Genomic DNA, 16,910 nt, shown 5'->3' with positions numbered 1-16,910 from the left:
TCATGATCTCGAAGGTCGTGTCTGTTCTCGTTCCCAGACGCCTCTCGCTCGGGGCCCGCGCCGTCCGGCTTATGTTCGGTGCATGAAGGGCATCGATGCCGATGGGCCAACCAGACCGGAGGTCAGTGCCATCACCAACTGGTCGCAATCTCGCGAGGACGAGATGGACATAATCGAGACGGGGCCGCGTAGGCCGCCTCTGCCATGGTCGCAGAAACGGGGCATCGCCGGCCTCGTCGTTGCGGCGCTCGTCGTCGGAGCCATCGCCGGCTATCTCGCCGGCACCCGACGCGCCGAAACCCAAGCCCGTACCGCCGCCCCAGGCCCGCACGCGTCGACAACCGGTTCGGTGGCACCGCCGGCCGAGCAGTCGGTGACCCGGACCGGTAACCAGTGTTCGGCCCAGCTCGGAGACCGATTGCAGCTGGGCGTCGAGATCGTCAACCAATCGGCCACCACCGCGACGCTACGTCGGGTCGAAACGGTCCTGCCGTTGAACGGGCTGCGAGCAACGGCGAGCGCATGGGGCAGTTGCGGCCAGTTGTCGTCCGTGGACGCTGCGACCCCGCACTCACTCCCGCCCGGCGCCGTCACCTGGCTGACGATCACGTTCGACGTGCTTATCCCCTGCCCAGCGCCGATTCCGGTCCTCTTTACCCTCACCTACACGCAGGAGGGTCACACGACCATCTCCGACCTGCGCGGTTTCCCCGACCTGGGCGATGTTCCCTACACCCGATGCCCCGCCGGTTCGTGATAGCCGGCGCCTTCCAATGCGGATGTCGTTGCGGAGCGGGTGCATAGGATCGCCGGCATGGCACTGCGACCTGTTCAGGTGAACATCAAGGCTCTTGATGACTCGGCGGTCGGCCGGTTCTGGGCGGAGGCGCTCGGCTGGAGTGTTTCCGGCGGGGTACCCGGCGCGACCACCTACGTTGGACCCGTCGGCGGCTTCGTCTGGCCGGATCCGGTCGCCGTCTGCGTCGACGTCGTCACCGTCCCGGAACCCAAGACGACAACCAAGAACCGTGTGCACCTCGATCTCGCCACCACCTCAGCGGCCCATCAGGCGGAGTTGGTCGCGCGCCTCCGGGCTCTCGGCGCGACGCCCGTCGATGTGGGCCAGGGCGACGTGCCGTGGACGGTCCTGGCCGACCCGGAGGGCAACGAGTTCTGCGTGCTGGAGCCTCGGGAGGTATACCGGGACACCGGGCCGATCGCCGCGGTGGTGGTCGACTGCGCCGACCCGCGGGCCATGGCCCGGTTCTGGGGCGAGGCGATCGACTGGACCCTGCACGAGGTGACCGACGATCATGCAGCGTTGCGCTCCGCCAAGGGTGTCGGTCCGTATCTCGAGTTCCTCCGCACGCCCGGCGTGAAGACCGTGCCAGACCGCGTCCATCTTGACCTGCTGCCCTACCCCGGTGACGACAGAGCGGCGGAGGTGGCCCGGCTGCGAGCCCTCGGCGCCACCGACCTCGACCTCGGCCAGGGCGACGTTCCGTGGACGGTTCTGGCCGACCCGGAGGGCCACGAGTTCTGCGTCCTCACCTCGCCCTGACGCGGAGCCTCAAGGAGTTTCGCGAGTTCCGGGCTGGTTAGCCACGCACTGCAGCCAGGCACTCGTCGTACAGGTCCATGATGTCGCCCCTGCCGTCGTTGTCGACCCACGCCATCGATGCGGCATCCAGGCATGCGAGCGCCGTCGCGATCACCGCGCGGGCCTTCATCACCGCGCGGGCCTTCGCGCCCACGCCGCCGGTGGCGGCGTCCATACGTGCCTCGACGAGCGGCAGCAGGTCCTCCTGGAACCGCAGTTGCTTTTCGAGCCAACCGGCACGCAGCGAGGCGGTGTTGTGCAGGAGGCGGAACCGCTCCAGGGCCTGTTCGCGGCTGTCATGCAAGGCCAGTACGGCGGCAGCCCCTGTGCGCAGGGCCTCCCAGACACCGACTTCGGCCGGCAGTTCGCTGATCGTGTCTGTCAGGACCTGCCCGAACCGGTCCTGGTTGCCGCCGAGCAGGTCCTCCTTGGTGCCGAAGTAGCGGAAGAGGGTGCGCTGGGAGACACCGGCCTCTCGGGCGATCTGGGCGATGGTCGTCTCGTCGTAGCCCTGCTCGGTGAACAGGCGCAGAGCCGTCTCAAGGATCTCTCGGGAGGCCAGTTGCCGTGTCCGGTCCCACAGCGTGGCCGGTGCACCCCCCACCGTCTCGGCCTCCTGCTTCATGTGCCCAGGTTAACCCAGCACTGCCAGAGTGGCACTCACACGCAATTTGGCAGTAACTGCCAAGAAGGCATACGCTGTCAAAAGATGACCGTCGCGGTACGGCCCGCCGTCCTGCGGACCGTGGCCGCCGACCGATCCCCCTACCTCCCAGAAGCACGGAAAGGAACGCATCATGTCCGCACCTGCAGCTTTGATCACCGGTGGAACCAGCGGCATCGGCAAGGCGACCGCCGAACTGCTCCACTCCCGCGGCTACCGCGTCATGGTCACCGGCGTCAGCAACCCCGCCGGCGCCGGACTTCCCGAAGACGTCACGGTCGTCCGGGCCGACGCACGATCCCTGCCGGACATTGACCATGCAATGGAGCAGGCACGCCGGCGATTCGGCTCCCTCGACCTGCTCTTCCTCAACGCGGGCATCTCCCGGCCAGGCCCGATCGAGTCAACCGACGAAGCCGCCTTCGACGCCCTGTTCGACGTCAACGTCAAGGGCGCCTTCTTCACCCTGCAAAAGGCGCTCCCGCTCCTCAACGAGGGTGCCTCGGTCGTCTTCACCGTGGGCGCCGGCGAAGGGCTCGGAGCCGCCATGACAGCCGCCAAGGGCGCTCTGGTGCCCCTCATGCGGTCCCTCGCGCTCGAACTCGCCCCCCGCCGCATCCGCGTCAACGCCGTCAGCCCAGGACTGATCAACACCCCTGCCTACGGCAAGATGGGGGTCTCCCAGGAAATGATCGACTCCTGGGCTCGGGACGTCCCGCTCGGCCGCGCCGGCGCTCCCGCCGATATCGCCAAAGCCGTGGCCTTCCTCGCCTCGGACGCCGCCGGCTACATCACCGGCGACAACCTCGTCGTCTCCGGGGGCATGGGTGTTCACGCCCGCCCCTGACGAGCGGTTCCGCCCGTGGAATCAGGCGCTGACAGCAAGCACTGCAGCTCCGGAGTTCTACATGACCTCGTCTGAAGCCGTTACCGACGATCTTCATCGAAACGTCGGCACGTGTTCGGCACGACCAACCGCCACGGACCGCTGACAGCCGTAGGCAGCCGGACACGACAAAAGCGTCTCTGACCACGAACACCCAGGTCGGAGAGGCTTTCCAGTGGTCATGGAAGGTGGGGCGGGCGGGGCTCGCACCCGCTAACCAGGGATTCACGCTCCCTGGATCGTCGGCACGATCGTGGGCCACACTGCACCTATGGACAAGGAGCAGCTGGCGGACTTCCTGCGCCGCCGCAGGGAGGCCCTGCAACCCGGTGACGTCGGGTTGCCCAAGGGGCTGCGCAGGCGGGCGACCGGCCTGCGCCGGGAGGAGGTCTCGGCGCTCGCGCAGATGTCGACCGACTACTACAACCGGCTGGAACAGCAGCGCAGCACGCAGCCGTCCCCGCAGATCCTGACCGCGCTCGCCCACGCGCTCCGGCTGACGACCGATGAGCGCGACCACCTATTCCGCCTCGCCGGTCACACCGCCCCGCCCCGCCACACCCCGTCCGAGCACGTCAGCCCGGGATTGCTCCGGATCCTGGACCGGCTCGACGACACCCCGGCCCAGGTGATCTCCGACCTCGGCGAGATCTTCAGCCAGAACCGCCTCGCGATCGCCCTGCTGGGAGACCACACTCACTTCACCGGCCCGGAGCGCAGTTTCATCTGGCGGTGGTTCACCGACCCCTCGGCCAGGGAGATCTACCCGCCCGCCGACCATGACCACCACAGCCGGGTGCAGGTCGCCGACCTCCGCTCCGCGGTCGGACGCCGGGGCCGGGACTTCAGGGCGGACGCCCTGGTCTCCGATCTCCGCTCGGCCAGCGAGGAGTTCGCGACGCTGTGGGACGCGCACAAGGTCGCCGTCCGCAGGAGCGATCACAAGAGGATCGCCCACCCCCTGCTCGGCATCGTCGAGCTCGACTGCCAGATCCTCGTGGCGGAGAACGAGGCGCAGCGCCTGCTCATCTTCACCGCTCCCGTGGGCAGCGAGGGGGCGCAGCAGCTGCAGCTGCTCTCCGTCCTCGGGATACAGGACTTCGAGGTGCCGACCGACACCCGGTAGGCCCCCCGCCGGGGGCCGGACAGGGCTACCTCGGAGGACGGGTGCTTCCGGTCATCACGGGCGTGAAATCATGATCGGGTGACCGGAGTGAATCCCGGCCGCCCGATCATGGAGCGACACGATGCCCGCCTACCTTCGATTTCCGACGATTTTCGGCGATGCGGTCGTCTTCGCCGCCGAAGACGATCTATGGATGGTGCCCACCACCGGTGGAAGGGCCTTCAGGCTGACCGCCGGGGTGGCCGAGGCGGGATACCCCCGGTTTTCCCCACGCGGTGACCAACTCGCCTTCGTCGGCCGCGAGGAGGGACCGGAAGAGGTCTACGTGATGCCCGCCGACGGTGGATCGGCCCGGCGGGTCACCTACCACGGAGCGCGCTCCACCGTCACGGGCTGGGACCCCGGCGGCGCCATCGTGTACGCCAGCGACGAGTGCCAGCCCATCGACGGGCAGAAATGGCTGCACCGGGTTCAGCCGGACGGCTTCCCCGAGCGCCTGCCGTACGGCCCGGCCAACACCATCTCCTACGGCCCGCAGATCGTGCTCGGCCGCAACACCGCCGATCCCGCACGCTGGAAGCGCTACCGGGGCGGCACCGTGGGCGATCTGTGGATCCAGCTCGACGGCACCGAACGGTTCCAGCGGCTGATCACCCTGCCCGGAAACCTCGCCTCGCCCTGCTGGTGCGGGGATCGCGTCTACTTCGTCTCCGACCACGAGGGCGTCGGCAACATCTACTCCTGCACGGCTGACGGCGGCGACCTGCGCAGGCACTCCGATCACGCCGACTACTACGCCCGCAACCTGTCCGGCGACGGCAACAGGCTGGTCTACCACGCCGGAGCCGAGCTCCACCTGGTGGAGGACGGCGAGTCCCGCCCGATCGAGGTGCGGTTGCGCAGCTCGCGCACCCAGCGCAACCGCCGCTTCGCCCCGGCCGAGGACTTCCTCGACAGCGCCACGCTCAACCCCGACGGCAGCGGCCTGGCCATCACCACCCGGGGCAAGGCGTTCTCCTTCGCCGCCTGGGAGGGTCCGGTGCGCCAGCACGGCGCGCTGTACGGCGTCCGCTACCGCCTGCTGAACTGGCTGAACGACGGCGAACGACTCATCGCGGCGGCCAGCGACGACGGCGATCGCGAGGTGCTGGTCGTGCTCACCGCCGACGGCAGCGCCGAGCCCATCCGGCTCGGCCACCTCAACACCGGACGTGTCACCGCACTGGAGGTCTCCCCCAAGGCCGACAGGGTCGCGATCGCCAACCACCGCAATGAGTTGATCATGGTCGATCTCACCGGGGAAGACGGCCAGACCGAGGACGCCTCCGCAAAGAGCGCCGATCCCCCACCGGACACCGCTCCCGCGAACGGCGCCGGCCCCACGCAGAGCACCTACCCCACGCAGAACGCCGGCCCCGTACAGCACACCTACCCCACGCAGAACGCCGGTCCCGCCCAGAACGCCGGCCCCGCTCACGACACCGGCCTCACGCGAAACGCCGGCCCCGCCCAGGACACCGGCCTCACGCGAAACGCCGGTTCCGCCCAGGATGCCGGCCTCGCGCTGGACACCAACTCCGCGGAGAACGCCGGCCCCACGCAGGACGCCGATCGCAGCAGAAGCATCGTGATCGACTCCAGCAGGTTCGGCGCCATCGAGGATCTCGCCTGGTCCCCCGACGGCCGCTGGCTCGCCTACACCTGCCGCGACACCGCGCAGACCACGGCCATCAAACTGTGCCGGGTCGAGACCGGCGAGACGTTCTTCGCCACCCGCCCGGTGCTGTGGGACGCCCGCCCCGCCTTCGACCCAGGCGGCGACTACCTCTATTTCATCGGCCAGCGCGTCTTCAACCCGGTCTACGACGAGCTCCAGTTCGACCTGGGCTTCCCCCTCGGTTCCCGCCCCTACGCCATCGCGCTCCGCGCCGACGTCGGCTCCCCCTTCGTCCCCGAACCCCGGCCGCTCAAGGACGACGACGATGACGACGACGGCGATGACGACGGCGACGAGGAGACCGAGATCGTCATCGACCTGGAGGGCATCGAGAACCGGATCGTCGCCTTCCCCGTCCCCGAGGGCCGCTACGACCGCATCGCCGGGATCAAGGGCAAGGCCGTCTACCTCGCCTTCCCCGTCGAGGGCAGCCTCGGCGACGACTACGCCGACTCCTCCGACGGCACGCTGCACGTCTACGAATTCGCCAAGCAGAAGCAGGAGACCCTGGTAGGGGACGTGTCGGAGTTCCAGCTCGGCCGCGACGGCGCCACCCTGCTCTACCAGGCGGGCAAGCGTCTGCGGGTGATCAAGGCGGGTGAGACGCCCGAGGAGGACGACTCGCCGGGCCGTACGAGCGGATGGGTCGACATGCACCGGGTCAAGGTGTCCATCCGCCCGGAGGCCGAGTGGCGGCAGATGTTCCGTGAGGCCTGGCGGCTGCAGCGGGAGAACTTCTGGAGCGAGGACATGGCCGGGATCGACTGGGAGGGCGTCTACCGGCGCTACCTGCCGCTGGTGGACCGGGTCACCACCCGCGGGGAGTTCTCCGACCTGCTCTGGGAGCTCCTCGGCGAGCTCGGCACCTCCCACGCCTACGAGAGCGGCGGCGCCTACCGATCCCGGCCGCACTACCGGCAGGGAAAGCTCGGCGTCGACTGGTCCTTCGAGGACGGCCTCTACCGGATCGCCGGGATCGTCAACGGCGACCGCTGGGACCCCGAGGCGACCTCACCGCTCAACCGGCTCGGGGTGGACGTACGGCCGGGCGACGTGGTGCTGGCCGTCAACGGCCAGCCCGTCGGCCCGGACGCCGGTCCGGACGAGCGGCTGGTCAACCAGGCCGACCAGGAGGTCCAGCTCACGATCAGGCGCGGGCAGGACAGGCGGACCGTCACCGTGAGGGCCATCGGCGACGAGCAGCCGGGCCGCTACCGCGACTGGGTGGACGCCAACCGGGCCCGCTGCCACGAGCTCAGCGGCGGCCGGATCGGCTACCTGCACATCCCCGACATGGGGCCGGAGGGATACGCCGAGTTCCACCGCGGCTTCCTCACCGAGTATGACCGTGAGGGCCTGGTGGTGGACGTCCGCTTCAACGGCGGCGGCCACGTGTCCGCCCTGCTGCTGGAGAAACTCTCCCGGCGACGCCTCGGCTACGACTTCCCTCGCTGGGGCGTGCCCGAGCCCTACCCCGACGAGTCGCCGCGCGGCCCGATGGTCGCGATCACCAACGAGTGGGCGGGCTCGGACGGCGACATCTTCAGCCACACCTTCAAGGTGCTCGGCCTCGGCCCGCTCATCGGCAAGCGCACCTGGGGCGGTGTGATCGGCATCTGGCCCCGGCACCAGCTGGCCGACGGCACGGTCACCACCCAGCCGGAGTTCTCCTTCGCCTTCGACGACGTGGGCTGGCGGGTGGAGAACTACGGCACCGACCCGGACATCGAAGTCGACATCACCCCTGAGGACTACGCCAGGGGCGTCGACACCCAGCTCGACAAGGCGATCGAGGTCGCCCTGGAACGCCTGCTCACGCACCCGCCGCACACGCCCAACCCCGCCGCCCGCCCCCGGCTCCCCGTGCCGCCCCTGCCTCCCCGGTCGTTTCCCCTCTGACGGCCCGACCTACCGGGCCGGCGAGCAGCACGTCGATGCTCTCCCCTCACAGCAGGGACCCGAATATGGCCGTCAGCGGTCCAGCGGGTTGGCCTCGATGCGCTCGGCGACACCCGCGTGGACGAACGCGGCTCCCAGGCTGTCCGGCTTCCGCTCCGCCTGATCCCTGAAGCACGCGGCGAACTCCTCGCTGAGCCCCAGCCGCGGGTAGCGCTCCGTCGCCTCGGCCAGTAACCGGGCGGGGATGTCGCCCAGCCTCCGTCCGGCGATGTCCAGCCCGGCGCCCAGATCCAGCAGGTTCCCTTCGGGATCCTGCGCCACATCCATTTTGTTCCACATGTGCCGCACGATCACCTCCGACGCGCGCACGCGCCGCTCGACCGGCCACCCCGCGCCGGCGCCGAAGACCCACGCGACATGGCCGCCGGCCTCCTCGAACGGCAGGGTGTGGCTGTCGAACGCCTTGACCATGCCGATGTCGTGCAGCATTGATGTGACATACAACAGCTCGGCGTCGAAGGCGATGTCGTTCATCGCTCCGTAGGCCGCTCCCAACAGGTAGGACCGCACGGAGTGGTTCAGCACGGCGGCCGAGAAATAGGCGGTGGCGACCTCCAGCGCGCCGCGGGTGGCGGCAGTGTCGGGAACCACGATGTCGGCGAGCCTCATAGGCCCAGCTTGCCCCCGTAGGAGAACGGCCCTCGACCCATAGAAGGTAGATCATGCCGACGGCCGAGCCGGCGTGAGCATCTCCGATCTCGAGTGCGGGCGTCGTTCGTGCCGGCCTACCTCGCCGGCATCCGCCCGCGGCCCGGATCCGCGCCGGAGTTCGCCGGGCGGCTCACGCAGGATTCATGAACGTAGATACCGAGGCCTGCCTGTCAGGGAGTCTCAGCCCTCCAGGGGAGAGTGGCGGACGTAGTCGACGAAGCTGGGCCGTACGTACCCGGGCAGTTGGTCCTCCAGCACGTCGGCCTTGTAGTTGCCGAACGCCGTCTGCGGTTTGTGCTTGATGCCTTCGACGAAGGCATGGAGCATGCCCTCCTTGAAGCCGTCCCGCGGATAGGCGGCGGTGATTTCGCTGACCGCCTCGCCGGGAATCTCGTCGACCCCGAAACCGAGCACGTCCAGCACGACCCCCGACTGCAGCAAGGAGATCTCCGGCCGCTTGTAGGGAGGGATCCCGGAGGTGGTGTGCAGGGCGACGGCGTCCCACACGGCGCCGACGCTGTCCTCGGGAGCGCCGTGCTCGTGCAGGAACGCCGAGGCCGCGTTGGCGCCGTCGACCTCGAAGCGCTCGCCGGCGCTCCGGTACTTCTCGGTAAGGCCCAGGTCGTGGAAGATCGCTCCGACGTACAGCAGTTCGGGATCCCAGCTCTGACCTCGAATGCGGCCCTGGACCGAGCCGAAGAGAAACGAGCGCAGCGAATGGTTGAGCAGCAGCGTCGTTCCGGCCTCGCGCAGAAGTGCGGTCGCCTCGGTCGCGAGCGGGCTGTCGGGAATGGTCACCCCGGCGATGGTTTCGGTCATAGCGTCATACTTCCCGGAGCCACGGCTTCGGCCAGACGAAACCCGGGCAGGAATCCCGCAAGACATGGCATATAAAAACAAACGGCACTGATGGTTCCGGCGGCGAACACCGCACCTGAAAACTACGGACCGATGGTCCCGGATCACGGCTTGCGCGCCACCGCGCCATACGAGTCAATCGGCTCGGCGTCACCGGCATCGGTGGCGCCTGCCCGCCAAAGAGTGATCGGCGCCAGCCCGGGGTCCACCATCTCCAGTCCCTCGAAGTACTGGCCGAGCTGCTCCAGACTGCGCAGGTTGTAGGGGACGGCTCCGGTTTCCGCGAGCTTCTCGCCCCCCTCCTTGATGGCCTCGCCGGTGTCGGAGCTGTCCCATGCCACCAGGTAGCTACCGGAGGGGACCGCGGCCATCACCCGCGCAATGATGGAACGCAGTTCGTCGAAGTCGGCGACGTAGCCGAGCACGCCCATGAACATGACCACGATCGGCTTGGTGAAGTCCAGCACGTTGCGGGCATCGGCGATGATCACATCCGGGTCGTGCAGGTCGGCGTCCACATAGGTGGTCACCCCCTCGGGGGTGGTGTTGACCAGCAGCGCACGGGCGTGAGCCAGCACCAGCGGGTCGTTGTCGACATAGACGATGCGGGACTCGGGCACGAACCGCTGAGCGATCTCATGGGTGTTCTGCATCGTGGGCAGCCCCGTGCCGATGTCGAGGAACTGATGCATCCCGACCTCGCCGGCCAGGAAGCTCACCGCACGGATAAGGAACTGACGCGACTCCTTGGCCATCGTGATGATATCCGGATATACCTCGGCGACCGCATCCCCGGCCGCACGGTCCACCGCGTAGTTGTCCTTGCCGCCCATCCAGTAATTCCAGATCCGCGCCGCGTGCGGTACGTCGAACCGGATCTCGGACGCTGACCCTGCGCGCGGGTTGTACGGCCCATCAGTCATGTTCAGACTCCATATGTAACGATCATGGGGAACGCAAAGGATCATACACTTTGCCCATATTCCAGGCTGGGATTTCCTCATCTGCCGCATCTACGGCCCCGAGAAGGAAGCTCTCGGCGTCCCCGCGATCGAAACCAAGCTCCTCGACCCGCCGGCCGGCCGCTGACACGATCCCTCCCGGGTCAGGGCGGGGTGCCGGCGGCGGATTCCACGAGCCGGGCGGCCAGGGCCCTGACCTCCTCGCGTAGTTCGTCCGGGGTGATCACGGTGAACGGCCAGCCGAGGCCGGCCAGCATCTGTGCCATCCCGTCCAGTCGCTCGGCCCTGGTGGTCAGCAGCACCCCGTCGGGGGTCTCGGCCAGCCTCGCCGCCGAGGCCGGAACCCGCCTCGCCGCCTCCTCCAGGGTGACGGTCAGCAGCACCTTCACCTCATGCCGGTACGGCACCGCCGACAACGACCCGACCACGTGCGCCACCGGGTCGAAGCCCTCGGGGGCGGCGAACGCCCGATCGGTGCGCGCGGCACTCGCCACCCGATCGACCCGGAAGGTCCGTACCTCCCCGCTGTCATGGTCGAGCCCGGCGACATACCAGCGCCCGGCGTGGAAGACGAGGCCGTAGGGGTCCAGGTCACGCTCGGAGGCGTCTCCGCGCCAGGACCGGTAGGCCAGCCGTACGGTGACCCGGCTCCGGGCGGCGTCGGCGAGCGCGAGCAGCGGCCCGGCCTGCGGCGCGCTCGCCCGCGTCACGGCCCCGGTGTGGCCCAGCGTCGCCGACACCGCGTCGACGCGCTCGCGCAGCGGCCCCGGGAGCACCCGCTGGATCTTGGCCAGCGCACTCTCGGTCGCCGCCTCCCCCACCGCCAGCCCGGTCCGCCGCCCGGCCATCAGCCCCAGCACCACGGCCGTGGCCTCGTCGTCGGTGAGCATGAGCGGCGGCAGCTTGTAGCCGGGCAGGAGACGGTAGCCGCCGTAGCGGCCCCGCTCGGCCTCCACCGGCACCCCGATCTCCGACAACCTCACCGCGTAGCGGCGCACCGTCCGCTCGTCGACCTCCAGCCGGGTGGCGAGCTCCGGACCGGTCAGGCCGGGGGCGGCCTGCAGCAACTCCAGCAGCGCGAGCACCCGGGTGACGGTCATCAAAACTCCTTAAAAATCAGGGCGGGTTCTGTCCGGATTCGATTTTAAAGTAAAGCCAAGCGACGAAGGAGAGATCGAAAAATGAGCACATATGTCCTGGTCCCCGGCTTCTGGCTCGGCGCGTGGGCCTGGGAGAAGGTCGCCCGGCCACTGCGCGAGGCCGGCCACGACGTCCACGCGGTGACCCTCACCGGACTCGGCGACCGGGTACACCTGGCCGGGCCCGGCGTCGACCTGGAGACCCACATCCAGGACATCGTCAACGTCATCGTCTTCGCGGACCTGCACGAGGTGATCCTCGTCGGCCACAGCGGAGCGGGGGCCCCGGTCACGGGGGCGGCCGACCGGATCCCCGAGCGCGTCGCCCGGGTGGTCTACGTCGACAGCGGCCCACCGGCCGACGGCATGACCCAGATGGACTTCAACGAGCCCGATTGGCAGGCCTTCATCGAGAAGCGGGTCGCCGAGCGGGGCGATGGGCAGGCCTACCCGCTCATCTCCTGGGAGGAGCAGGAGCGGGCCGGGGCCAGCCTGGAGGGTCTGGGCGAGGCCGAGCGCGAGTGGTTCGCCTCCCGCGCGACGCCCCAGCCGTACGGCACCATGACCCAGCCGCTGGCCCTCACCGGCGGCGCGGACAAGCTGCCTAAAACGCTCATAACGTGCTCGTTCCCGCTGGAACAGGTCCACGCCATGATCGCCTCCGGCCATCCTTTCTTCGCGGCGCTCGCCGAGCCGGAGTGGAGTTTCGACGCGGTACCTACCGGCCATTGGCCGATGTTCTCCAAGCCCGCGGAGACCGCGGCCGCTCTCGCCGCGCTATCGGGCTGAACTCCGGCGGTCGAATGCCGGGAGGGAGGGCGGTTCGTCCGCCCTCCCTCCCGGTCCGGCGCCTGCGGTTCCGTTGCGCCGGGTGCGTCTCATCCCTGGAGACGTGCGGGAACCCTCCGCCCGGCCTGCACTACTTCATCCCTGGAGACGGGCAAGGATCCCCCGTCTGCGCGGCACCTGCCGTCCGGTTGCGTCGAGCGTCACCCACGAGCAGTTCATCATTTTGTAATGACATGACTACGAAGAGTTACTAGGATGACGGAGGACCGGTCAGGAACGACAGCGAACGGATTCGAGGGGTCACAGTGAGAGCAAACATTCAGAGGACACGCGTCGCAGCGGCGGCGGCCGTCATCGGGCTCCTGTGCGCGGGGTTCAGCGCTCCGGCACAGGCGGCGGAGCCAGGCTCCTCCGCCGAGCGGTCCGCGGCGCTGCAGCGCGCGGACGAGAACTGCGGGAACGGCGAGATCTGCTTCTGGCACGACAGAAACTACTCGGGCACCCCCTGGCGCTGGACACCCGGGAGCGGCTACCGCGACATGCCGTCCAACCTGCACGACCACGTCTACTCGTTCAAAGCGAACGCCTCCGGCTGCTTCATCGACTGGGACCCACAGGAGAAGCGCCCCGTGAATCCCGGCGACTACGCCAAGGCCTACGACACCAACTTCGGCAAGAGGATCGACGCCGTGGGTCCCACCTGCTGATCGAGCCGGCAGCCTGATCGGGTGGGCACCCCCCGCCCGATCGGAGGGCGACCGGTGACCTTCGCCGCGCCACGGGGGCCGCGGCCGGTCAGGATTGTCCATCGTCGCGGACGAACACAAGAGCGTCGTCGCACATTGTAGTTATTCATGTGCTTAAAGTGATATGGCCTGGTCGGACGCCATCGCGACTCCCCACGCACCAGCACGTGCCGGGGACAGATGGCGTGCCGATGCCGGGGACACACGCCACCGGCCCATGTCACACCACGTGCCGGGGCCCAGCGCCAAGACAGAGGAGCCCCTTATGTCCCGTATATACCGCGCCGCTCTGGCCACGGCCACCGCAGCCGCCGCGATCGCCATCCCATTCGCCCTCACGCCTGCCGCCCACGCCGACATCCCACCGGCCCATTACAAATGTGCCAGCGGACCGGTCCCCGGACCGGGATTCACCGTCGACCGCCTCGAGCCCGTGGTCAAGGGGAGCGCCTGCACGGTCAATCCTCGTGGCACGGCGAACGTCATCGGTTTCAGCTCCAAGCGCTCCCCCGTCTACAAGTGCGCCTCGGTCCAGTTCCCCAGCAAGCTCGGCATGGTCATGGGTCAGTCCTGCAGAAGGCTGCGCTGAACCTCACCGCTCCCGCCCCGGCGATCGGCACGCCGAGCGTCTGCCCGGACCACCCGTGGACATCTTCCCCTCCGGCGGCCGTCCCGGGCCTTCTCCACGCAGGCGCCTTACGGATGACCATGATCGAAATACCGTGGGTGTCGATCGGCTCGCTGGAGGACGGTAACGATCCGCCGGGCGGACGGTGACCGCCCGGCGATTACCGCCGGGCGGGACGCGTCGCGTGGTAGTGATGGTCCGGTGACGAGGAAGCCCGAGGATCCCGAGGTGGTGAGGAGCCCCGGGGACCCCGGCGTGACGGGAAGATCCGGGAACCCCGACGCGAGAAGGGCCTCCGGAGGTCCCGGCGCGGCCAGGACGTCCAGGGGTCTCGGCGCCGCAGGGGCGCCCGGGGACCTCGGCGAGTTCGCGTTCTACCCCTGGCTGCTGCTCGCCTATCCGCCCGCTAGTGACCTCGTCGAGGGAGCGGTCCGCCCGGCGGGCCCCGCCCTCCTCTGCCTGGCTCTCTTCGTCGTCCTCTACCTGCTCTCCATCGCCCTGTCCTTCCGCGGCCGGCCCCGCACGGCGGCCGGAGCGCTGGCCGCGCTCGTGCTGGTGACCTTCCTGATGCTGGCGGGGTTCGCGGAGCACTGGTTCCATCTCGCACCGCTGATGACCATCGCCTGCGGGGTCGTGCTCCGGGGCAGAGCGGTCTACGCCGTTCTCACCGTGCTGACGGTCGTGCTGGCCGCGGCGATGTGGCGGAACGGATCGAGCTGGCAGAACATCTCCCTGGCCGTCTGGGGAACGGTCGCGGGCGGCCTGGTGGTCAGCATCGTCCTGAAGCTGTTCTCCGTGATAGCCGAGCTCCAGGAGACCCGCGAGCAGCTGGCCCACGCCGCGGTGGCCGAGGAACGGCTGCGGTTCTCCAGGGACCTGCACGACCTTCTCGGGCACACCTTGTCGGTGATGGTGGTCAAGGCGGAGGCCGTACGGCGTCTGGCCCCTCATGACGCGGAGGCGACGGCACGGCAGGCGGCCGACATCGAGGCCATCGGCAGGGAGGCGCTGACCGGGGTCAGGGGCGCGGTCACCGGCTATCGCGGCCATGGACTGGCCGCCGAGCTGGCGTCCGCGCGCACCGCCCTGGCCGACGCGGGCATCACCGCCGCGGTGACCGTTCCCGGCGTACGGCCCGCACCGGAGGTCGACGCCCTGCTGGGCTGGGCCGTACGGGAAGGGGTGACCAACGTCGTCCGCCACAGCGGCGCCCGCACCTGCGAGATCAGTCTGAAGGGAACCGTGCTGGAGATTCGCGACGACGGCCGGGGGTCCGGTGGGAGCGCCTTCGGCAACGGCCTGCGCGGCCTGGCCGAGCGGGCCGTGGCCCTGGGCGGGACGCTGGAGACACGTGAGGGCGACGGCTTCCTGCTGAGGATGACGATCCCATGATCAGAGTGCTGCTGGCCGAGGATCAGGGCATGATGCGCGGCGCGCTCGCCCTGCTTCTCGACCTGGAGGACGACCTCGAGATCGTCGCCACGGTCGGCGCGGGAGACGAGGTCGTGCCCGCGGCGCTGGAGGCCCGTCCCGACGTCGCGCTGCTGGACATCGAGATGCCCGGGATCAGTGGCCTGGACGCCGCCGCCGAGCTGCGCGACCGGCTGCCCGGCTGCCGGGTGCTGATGCTCACCACGTTCGGCCGGCCGGGTTACCTGCGCCGGGCGATGGAGGCGGGTGCCGCCGGGTTCCTGGTCAAGGACGGGCCGGTGGAAGAGCTGGCCGCCGCGATCCGCCGGGTCCTGGCGGGCGAGAAGGTGATCGATCCCGCACTGGCCGCCGCCGCGCTGAGCACCGGCGCCAACCCGCTGACCGATCGCGAGCGGGACGTGCTGGTCGCGGCGGCCGACGGCGCCACGATCGCCGACGTCTCCTCGCGGCTGCACCTGTCGGAGAGCACCGTGCGCAACTACCTGTCCGCCGCGATCGGCAAGACCGGCACCCGCAACCGCATCGAGGCCGCCCGCACCGCCCGGCACAACGGCTGGCTCTGAGCCGGACCGCCCAGACCGCCCGGACGGTCCGGACGGATTCCCTGACCGTCCGGGCGGTCTGGGCGGTCCGAGCGATTCCCTGACCTTTTGGGCGGTCCGGGAATCGTCCAAAAGGTCAGGGAATCGCCTGCACTCAGAGAGTGCACGGGCGGTCAGGGGATCGCCCGTGGTCGGCGAGGCGCTCGGGCGGTCAGGAAATCGTGTGCGGTCAGAAAGTCGCGCGGGTGGTCAGAGAGGTGATCGGGCGGTCAGGGGATGAGGAGCGGTTGCCGGTTGTCCTGCGTGATCCATCCGCGGGTCGCCTCGAAGGTCTTCTGCGCGATCAGCTTCTGGCCCGCCTCGTTGGGGTGGAAGTAGTCCCATTTGCTGAGGTGGCCCAGCGTGAACGACTGGTTGAACACGGCGTTGCCGTCGGACCTGCAGGCCGGGCCGTACGCGGCGCAGACCCTGGCGAGGGCGGCGTTGTAGGCGGCGACCCTGCCCTGCACGCGATCGCGGCGCGCCCGGTCGGCGGCGGACGTCGAGGCGGGTTTGGCCAGCATGGTGGGGCAGATGCGCCCGACGGCCCAGAACCCGCGCGCTACCACGTCGTTCTTGCCGACCCGCCACAGCCGCTTGACGTCGGGGATGCTCGCCACGAACACCTTGCCGCCGGGCCGCCCGGTCCGGAACAGCGACAGGGCCTCGTACATCCGCCTCTCGTAGACGTTCACGGGGGTCATCAGGCGCTCTTCGGACATGCAGGCGTCCTGGGCGCCGATCAGGATCGTCACGTAGTCCGCGCCGCGGGCGACAGCCTTCGCGACCTGTCCGGCGAGATCGGCGCTGGTCGCTCCGGGGACGGCGAAGTTCAGGTTGTGACCGGAGATCGTCTGGTCCAGGCTCCGCAGCTTCAGGTAGTGGCTCTGGACGAACGAGTGGTCACCCGTCGACCAGGAGCGCGAGGGGCAGGGGACGTACCAGCCGCAGGCGTTGAATCCGGCGCTGATCGAGTCTCCGAGCGCCGCCATGATCACCGGCCGCCACGGCTGGGCCGTGGTGCTCCCGACGGGGGTCGCCAAGGTGGCCGTGAGCGCCGTCACCCCTGTGAAAACGGTCACAGTCCTACGGAACGTGGCGCCTGTGAATGCGGTCACAGTCCTGCGAAGCATGGCACCTCCGGCTGAGAGATCACGTCTGCTTCGGATGTAT

16 protein-coding genes are annotated in these 16,910 nt (G+C 69.2%); 10 read left to right on the top strand and 6 right to left on the bottom strand.

Annotated elements, in window-relative coordinates; genetic code table 11:
• Positions 1–82: 82 nt before the first annotated feature.
• Positions 83–757, top strand: a complete 675-nt coding sequence (locus DKM19_RS18185; RefSeq protein ID WP_110696726.1) for a hypothetical protein — start codon at positions 83–85, stop codon at positions 755–757.
• 57 nt (positions 758–814) lie between these two features.
• Positions 815–1,561 carry a VOC family protein gene (locus DKM19_RS18180; RefSeq protein ID WP_110696725.1) on the top strand — a complete coding sequence of 249 codons (747 nt, stop codon included), beginning with the start codon at positions 815–817 and terminating at the stop codon, positions 1,559–1,561.
• 37 nt (positions 1,562–1,598) lie between these two features.
• On the opposite strand, the gene DKM19_RS18175 is transcribed toward DKM19_RS18180, so the two are convergent.
• The gene (locus tag DKM19_RS18175) at positions 1,599–2,225 is read right to left on the bottom strand and encodes a TetR/AcrR family transcriptional regulator (protein ID WP_110696724.1); all 627 of its coding nucleotides are present in this window, start codon (positions 2,223–2,225) and stop codon (positions 1,599–1,601) included.
• A gap of 172 nt (positions 2,226–2,397) precedes the next feature.
• On the opposite strand from DKM19_RS18175, the gene DKM19_RS18170 reads away from it, so the two are divergent.
• The 3 genes from DKM19_RS18170 (at position 2,398) to DKM19_RS51750 (ending at position 7,892) form a co-directional block, all read left to right on the top strand.
• Complete coding sequence (locus tag DKM19_RS18170) at positions 2,398–3,111, top strand: SDR family oxidoreductase (RefSeq protein ID WP_110696723.1); 714 nt, start codon at positions 2,398–2,400, stop codon at positions 3,109–3,111.
• Between the two features lie 310 nt (positions 3,112–3,421).
• On the top strand, positions 3,422–4,276 hold the full coding sequence (locus tag DKM19_RS18165) for a helix-turn-helix transcriptional regulator (protein WP_110696722.1): 855 nt from the start codon (positions 3,422–3,424) through the stop codon (positions 4,274–4,276).
• A gap of 121 nt (positions 4,277–4,397) precedes the next feature.
• Positions 4,398–7,892 carry a S41 family peptidase gene (locus DKM19_RS51750; protein ID WP_239514311.1) on the top strand — a complete coding sequence of 1,165 codons (3,495 nt, stop codon included), beginning with the start codon at positions 4,398–4,400 and terminating at the stop codon, positions 7,890–7,892.
• Between the two features lie 72 nt (positions 7,893–7,964).
• Here DKM19_RS51750 and DKM19_RS18150 read toward each other — a convergent pair whose 3' ends face one another.
• The 4 genes from DKM19_RS18150 to DKM19_RS18135 all read right to left on the bottom strand — a co-directional run bounded on the left by DKM19_RS18150 (position 7,965) and on the right by DKM19_RS18135 (position 11,523).
• The gene (locus DKM19_RS18150; RefSeq protein ID WP_110696721.1) at positions 7,965–8,561 is read right to left on the bottom strand and encodes an HD domain-containing protein; all 597 of its coding nucleotides are present in this window, start codon (positions 8,559–8,561) and stop codon (positions 7,965–7,967) included.
• 222 nt (positions 8,562–8,783) lie between these two features.
• On the bottom strand, positions 8,784–9,422 hold the full coding sequence (locus DKM19_RS18145; protein ID WP_110696720.1) for an HD domain-containing protein: 639 nt from the start codon (positions 9,420–9,422) through the stop codon (positions 8,784–8,786).
• A gap of 143 nt (positions 9,423–9,565) precedes the next feature.
• Positions 9,566–10,384 carry an SAM-dependent methyltransferase gene (locus DKM19_RS18140; RefSeq protein ID WP_110696719.1) on the bottom strand — a complete coding sequence of 273 codons (819 nt, stop codon included), beginning with the start codon at positions 10,382–10,384 and terminating at the stop codon, positions 9,566–9,568.
• 182 nt (positions 10,385–10,566) lie between these two features.
• A complete protein-coding gene (locus DKM19_RS18135) occupies positions 10,567–11,523 on the bottom strand; it encodes a YafY family protein (protein WP_110696718.1) in 957 nt (318 codons plus the stop codon).
• A gap of 81 nt (positions 11,524–11,604) precedes the next feature.
• On the opposite strand from DKM19_RS18135, the gene DKM19_RS18130 reads away from it, so the two are divergent.
• The 5 genes from DKM19_RS18130 to DKM19_RS18110 all read left to right on the top strand — a co-directional run bounded on the left by DKM19_RS18130 (position 11,605) and on the right by DKM19_RS18110 (position 15,719).
• A complete protein-coding gene (locus DKM19_RS18130) occupies positions 11,605–12,351 on the top strand; it encodes an alpha/beta fold hydrolase (protein ID WP_110696717.1) in 747 nt (248 codons plus the stop codon).
• A gap of 305 nt (positions 12,352–12,656) precedes the next feature.
• The gene (locus DKM19_RS18125) at positions 12,657–13,058 is read left to right on the top strand and encodes a peptidase inhibitor family I36 protein (RefSeq protein WP_204358845.1); all 402 of its coding nucleotides are present in this window, start codon (positions 12,657–12,659) and stop codon (positions 13,056–13,058) included.
• A gap of 304 nt (positions 13,059–13,362) precedes the next feature.
• Positions 13,363–13,686, top strand: a complete 324-nt coding sequence (locus tag DKM19_RS18120; RefSeq protein WP_110696716.1) for a hypothetical protein — start codon at positions 13,363–13,365, stop codon at positions 13,684–13,686.
• Positions 13,687–13,926: 240 nt separating this feature from the next.
• On the top strand, positions 13,927–15,117 hold the full coding sequence (locus DKM19_RS18115; RefSeq protein WP_110696715.1) for a sensor histidine kinase: 1,191 nt from the start codon (positions 13,927–13,929) through the stop codon (positions 15,115–15,117).
• Complete coding sequence (locus DKM19_RS18110; RefSeq protein WP_110696714.1) at positions 15,114–15,719, top strand: DNA-binding response regulator; 606 nt, start codon at positions 15,114–15,116, stop codon at positions 15,717–15,719. Before DKM19_RS18115 ends, DKM19_RS18110 begins: the two co-directional genes overlap by 4 nt.
• Positions 15,720–15,967: 248 nt before the next feature.
• Here DKM19_RS18110 and DKM19_RS18105 read toward each other — a convergent pair whose 3' ends face one another.
• Positions 15,968–16,819, bottom strand: coding sequence for a GDSL-type esterase/lipase family protein (locus DKM19_RS18105; protein WP_239514310.1), 852 nt, complete (start codon positions 16,817–16,819; stop codon positions 15,968–15,970).
• Positions 16,820–16,910 lie beyond the last annotated feature (91 nt).

It is taken from the genome of Streptosporangium sp. 'caverna' (assembly GCF_003203775.1).
GTDB lineage: Bacteria > Actinomycetota > Actinomycetes > Streptosporangiales > Streptosporangiaceae > Streptosporangium > Streptosporangium subroseum.
Note: the sequence above shows the minus strand (reverse complement) of the source record. Positions and strands in the feature narration are given on the sequence as shown.

Bases quoted from the DNA above. Each gene is read 5' to 3' on its own strand.
- DKM19_RS18145 (WP_110696720.1), bottom strand. From the start codon at position 9,422: ATGACCGAAACCATCGCCGGGGTGACCATTCCCGACAGCCCGCTCGCG.
- DKM19_RS18150 (WP_110696721.1), bottom strand. From the start codon at position 8,561: ATGAGGCTCGCCGACATCGTGGTTCCCGACACTGCCGCCACCCGCGGC.
- DKM19_RS18180 (WP_110696725.1), top strand. From the start codon at position 815: ATGGCACTGCGACCTGTTCAGGTGAACATCAAGGCTCTTGATGACTCG.
- DKM19_RS18130 (WP_110696717.1), top strand. From the start codon at position 11,605: ATGAGCACATATGTCCTGGTCCCCGGCTTCTGGCTCGGCGCGTGGGCC.
- DKM19_RS18175 (WP_110696724.1), bottom strand. From the start codon at position 2,225: ATGAAGCAGGAGGCCGAGACGGTGGGGGGTGCACCGGCCACGCTGTGG.
- DKM19_RS18140 (WP_110696719.1), bottom strand. From the start codon at position 10,384: ATGACTGATGGGCCGTACAACCCGCGCGCAGGGTCAGCGTCCGAGATC.
- DKM19_RS18185 (WP_110696726.1), top strand. From the start codon at position 83: ATGAAGGGCATCGATGCCGATGGGCCAACCAGACCGGAGGTCAGTGCC.
- DKM19_RS18120 (WP_110696716.1), top strand. From the start codon at position 13,363: ATGTCCCGTATATACCGCGCCGCTCTGGCCACGGCCACCGCAGCCGCC.
- DKM19_RS51750 (WP_239514311.1), top strand. From the start codon at position 4,398: ATGCCCGCCTACCTTCGATTTCCGACGATTTTCGGCGATGCGGTCGTC.
- DKM19_RS18135 (WP_110696718.1), bottom strand. From the start codon at position 11,523: ATGACCGTCACCCGGGTGCTCGCGCTGCTGGAGTTGCTGCAGGCCGCC.
- DKM19_RS18170 (WP_110696723.1), top strand. From the start codon at position 2,398: ATGTCCGCACCTGCAGCTTTGATCACCGGTGGAACCAGCGGCATCGGC.
- DKM19_RS18110 (WP_110696714.1), top strand. From the start codon at position 15,114: ATGATCAGAGTGCTGCTGGCCGAGGATCAGGGCATGATGCGCGGCGCG.
- DKM19_RS18165 (WP_110696722.1), top strand. From the start codon at position 3,422: ATGGACAAGGAGCAGCTGGCGGACTTCCTGCGCCGCCGCAGGGAGGCC.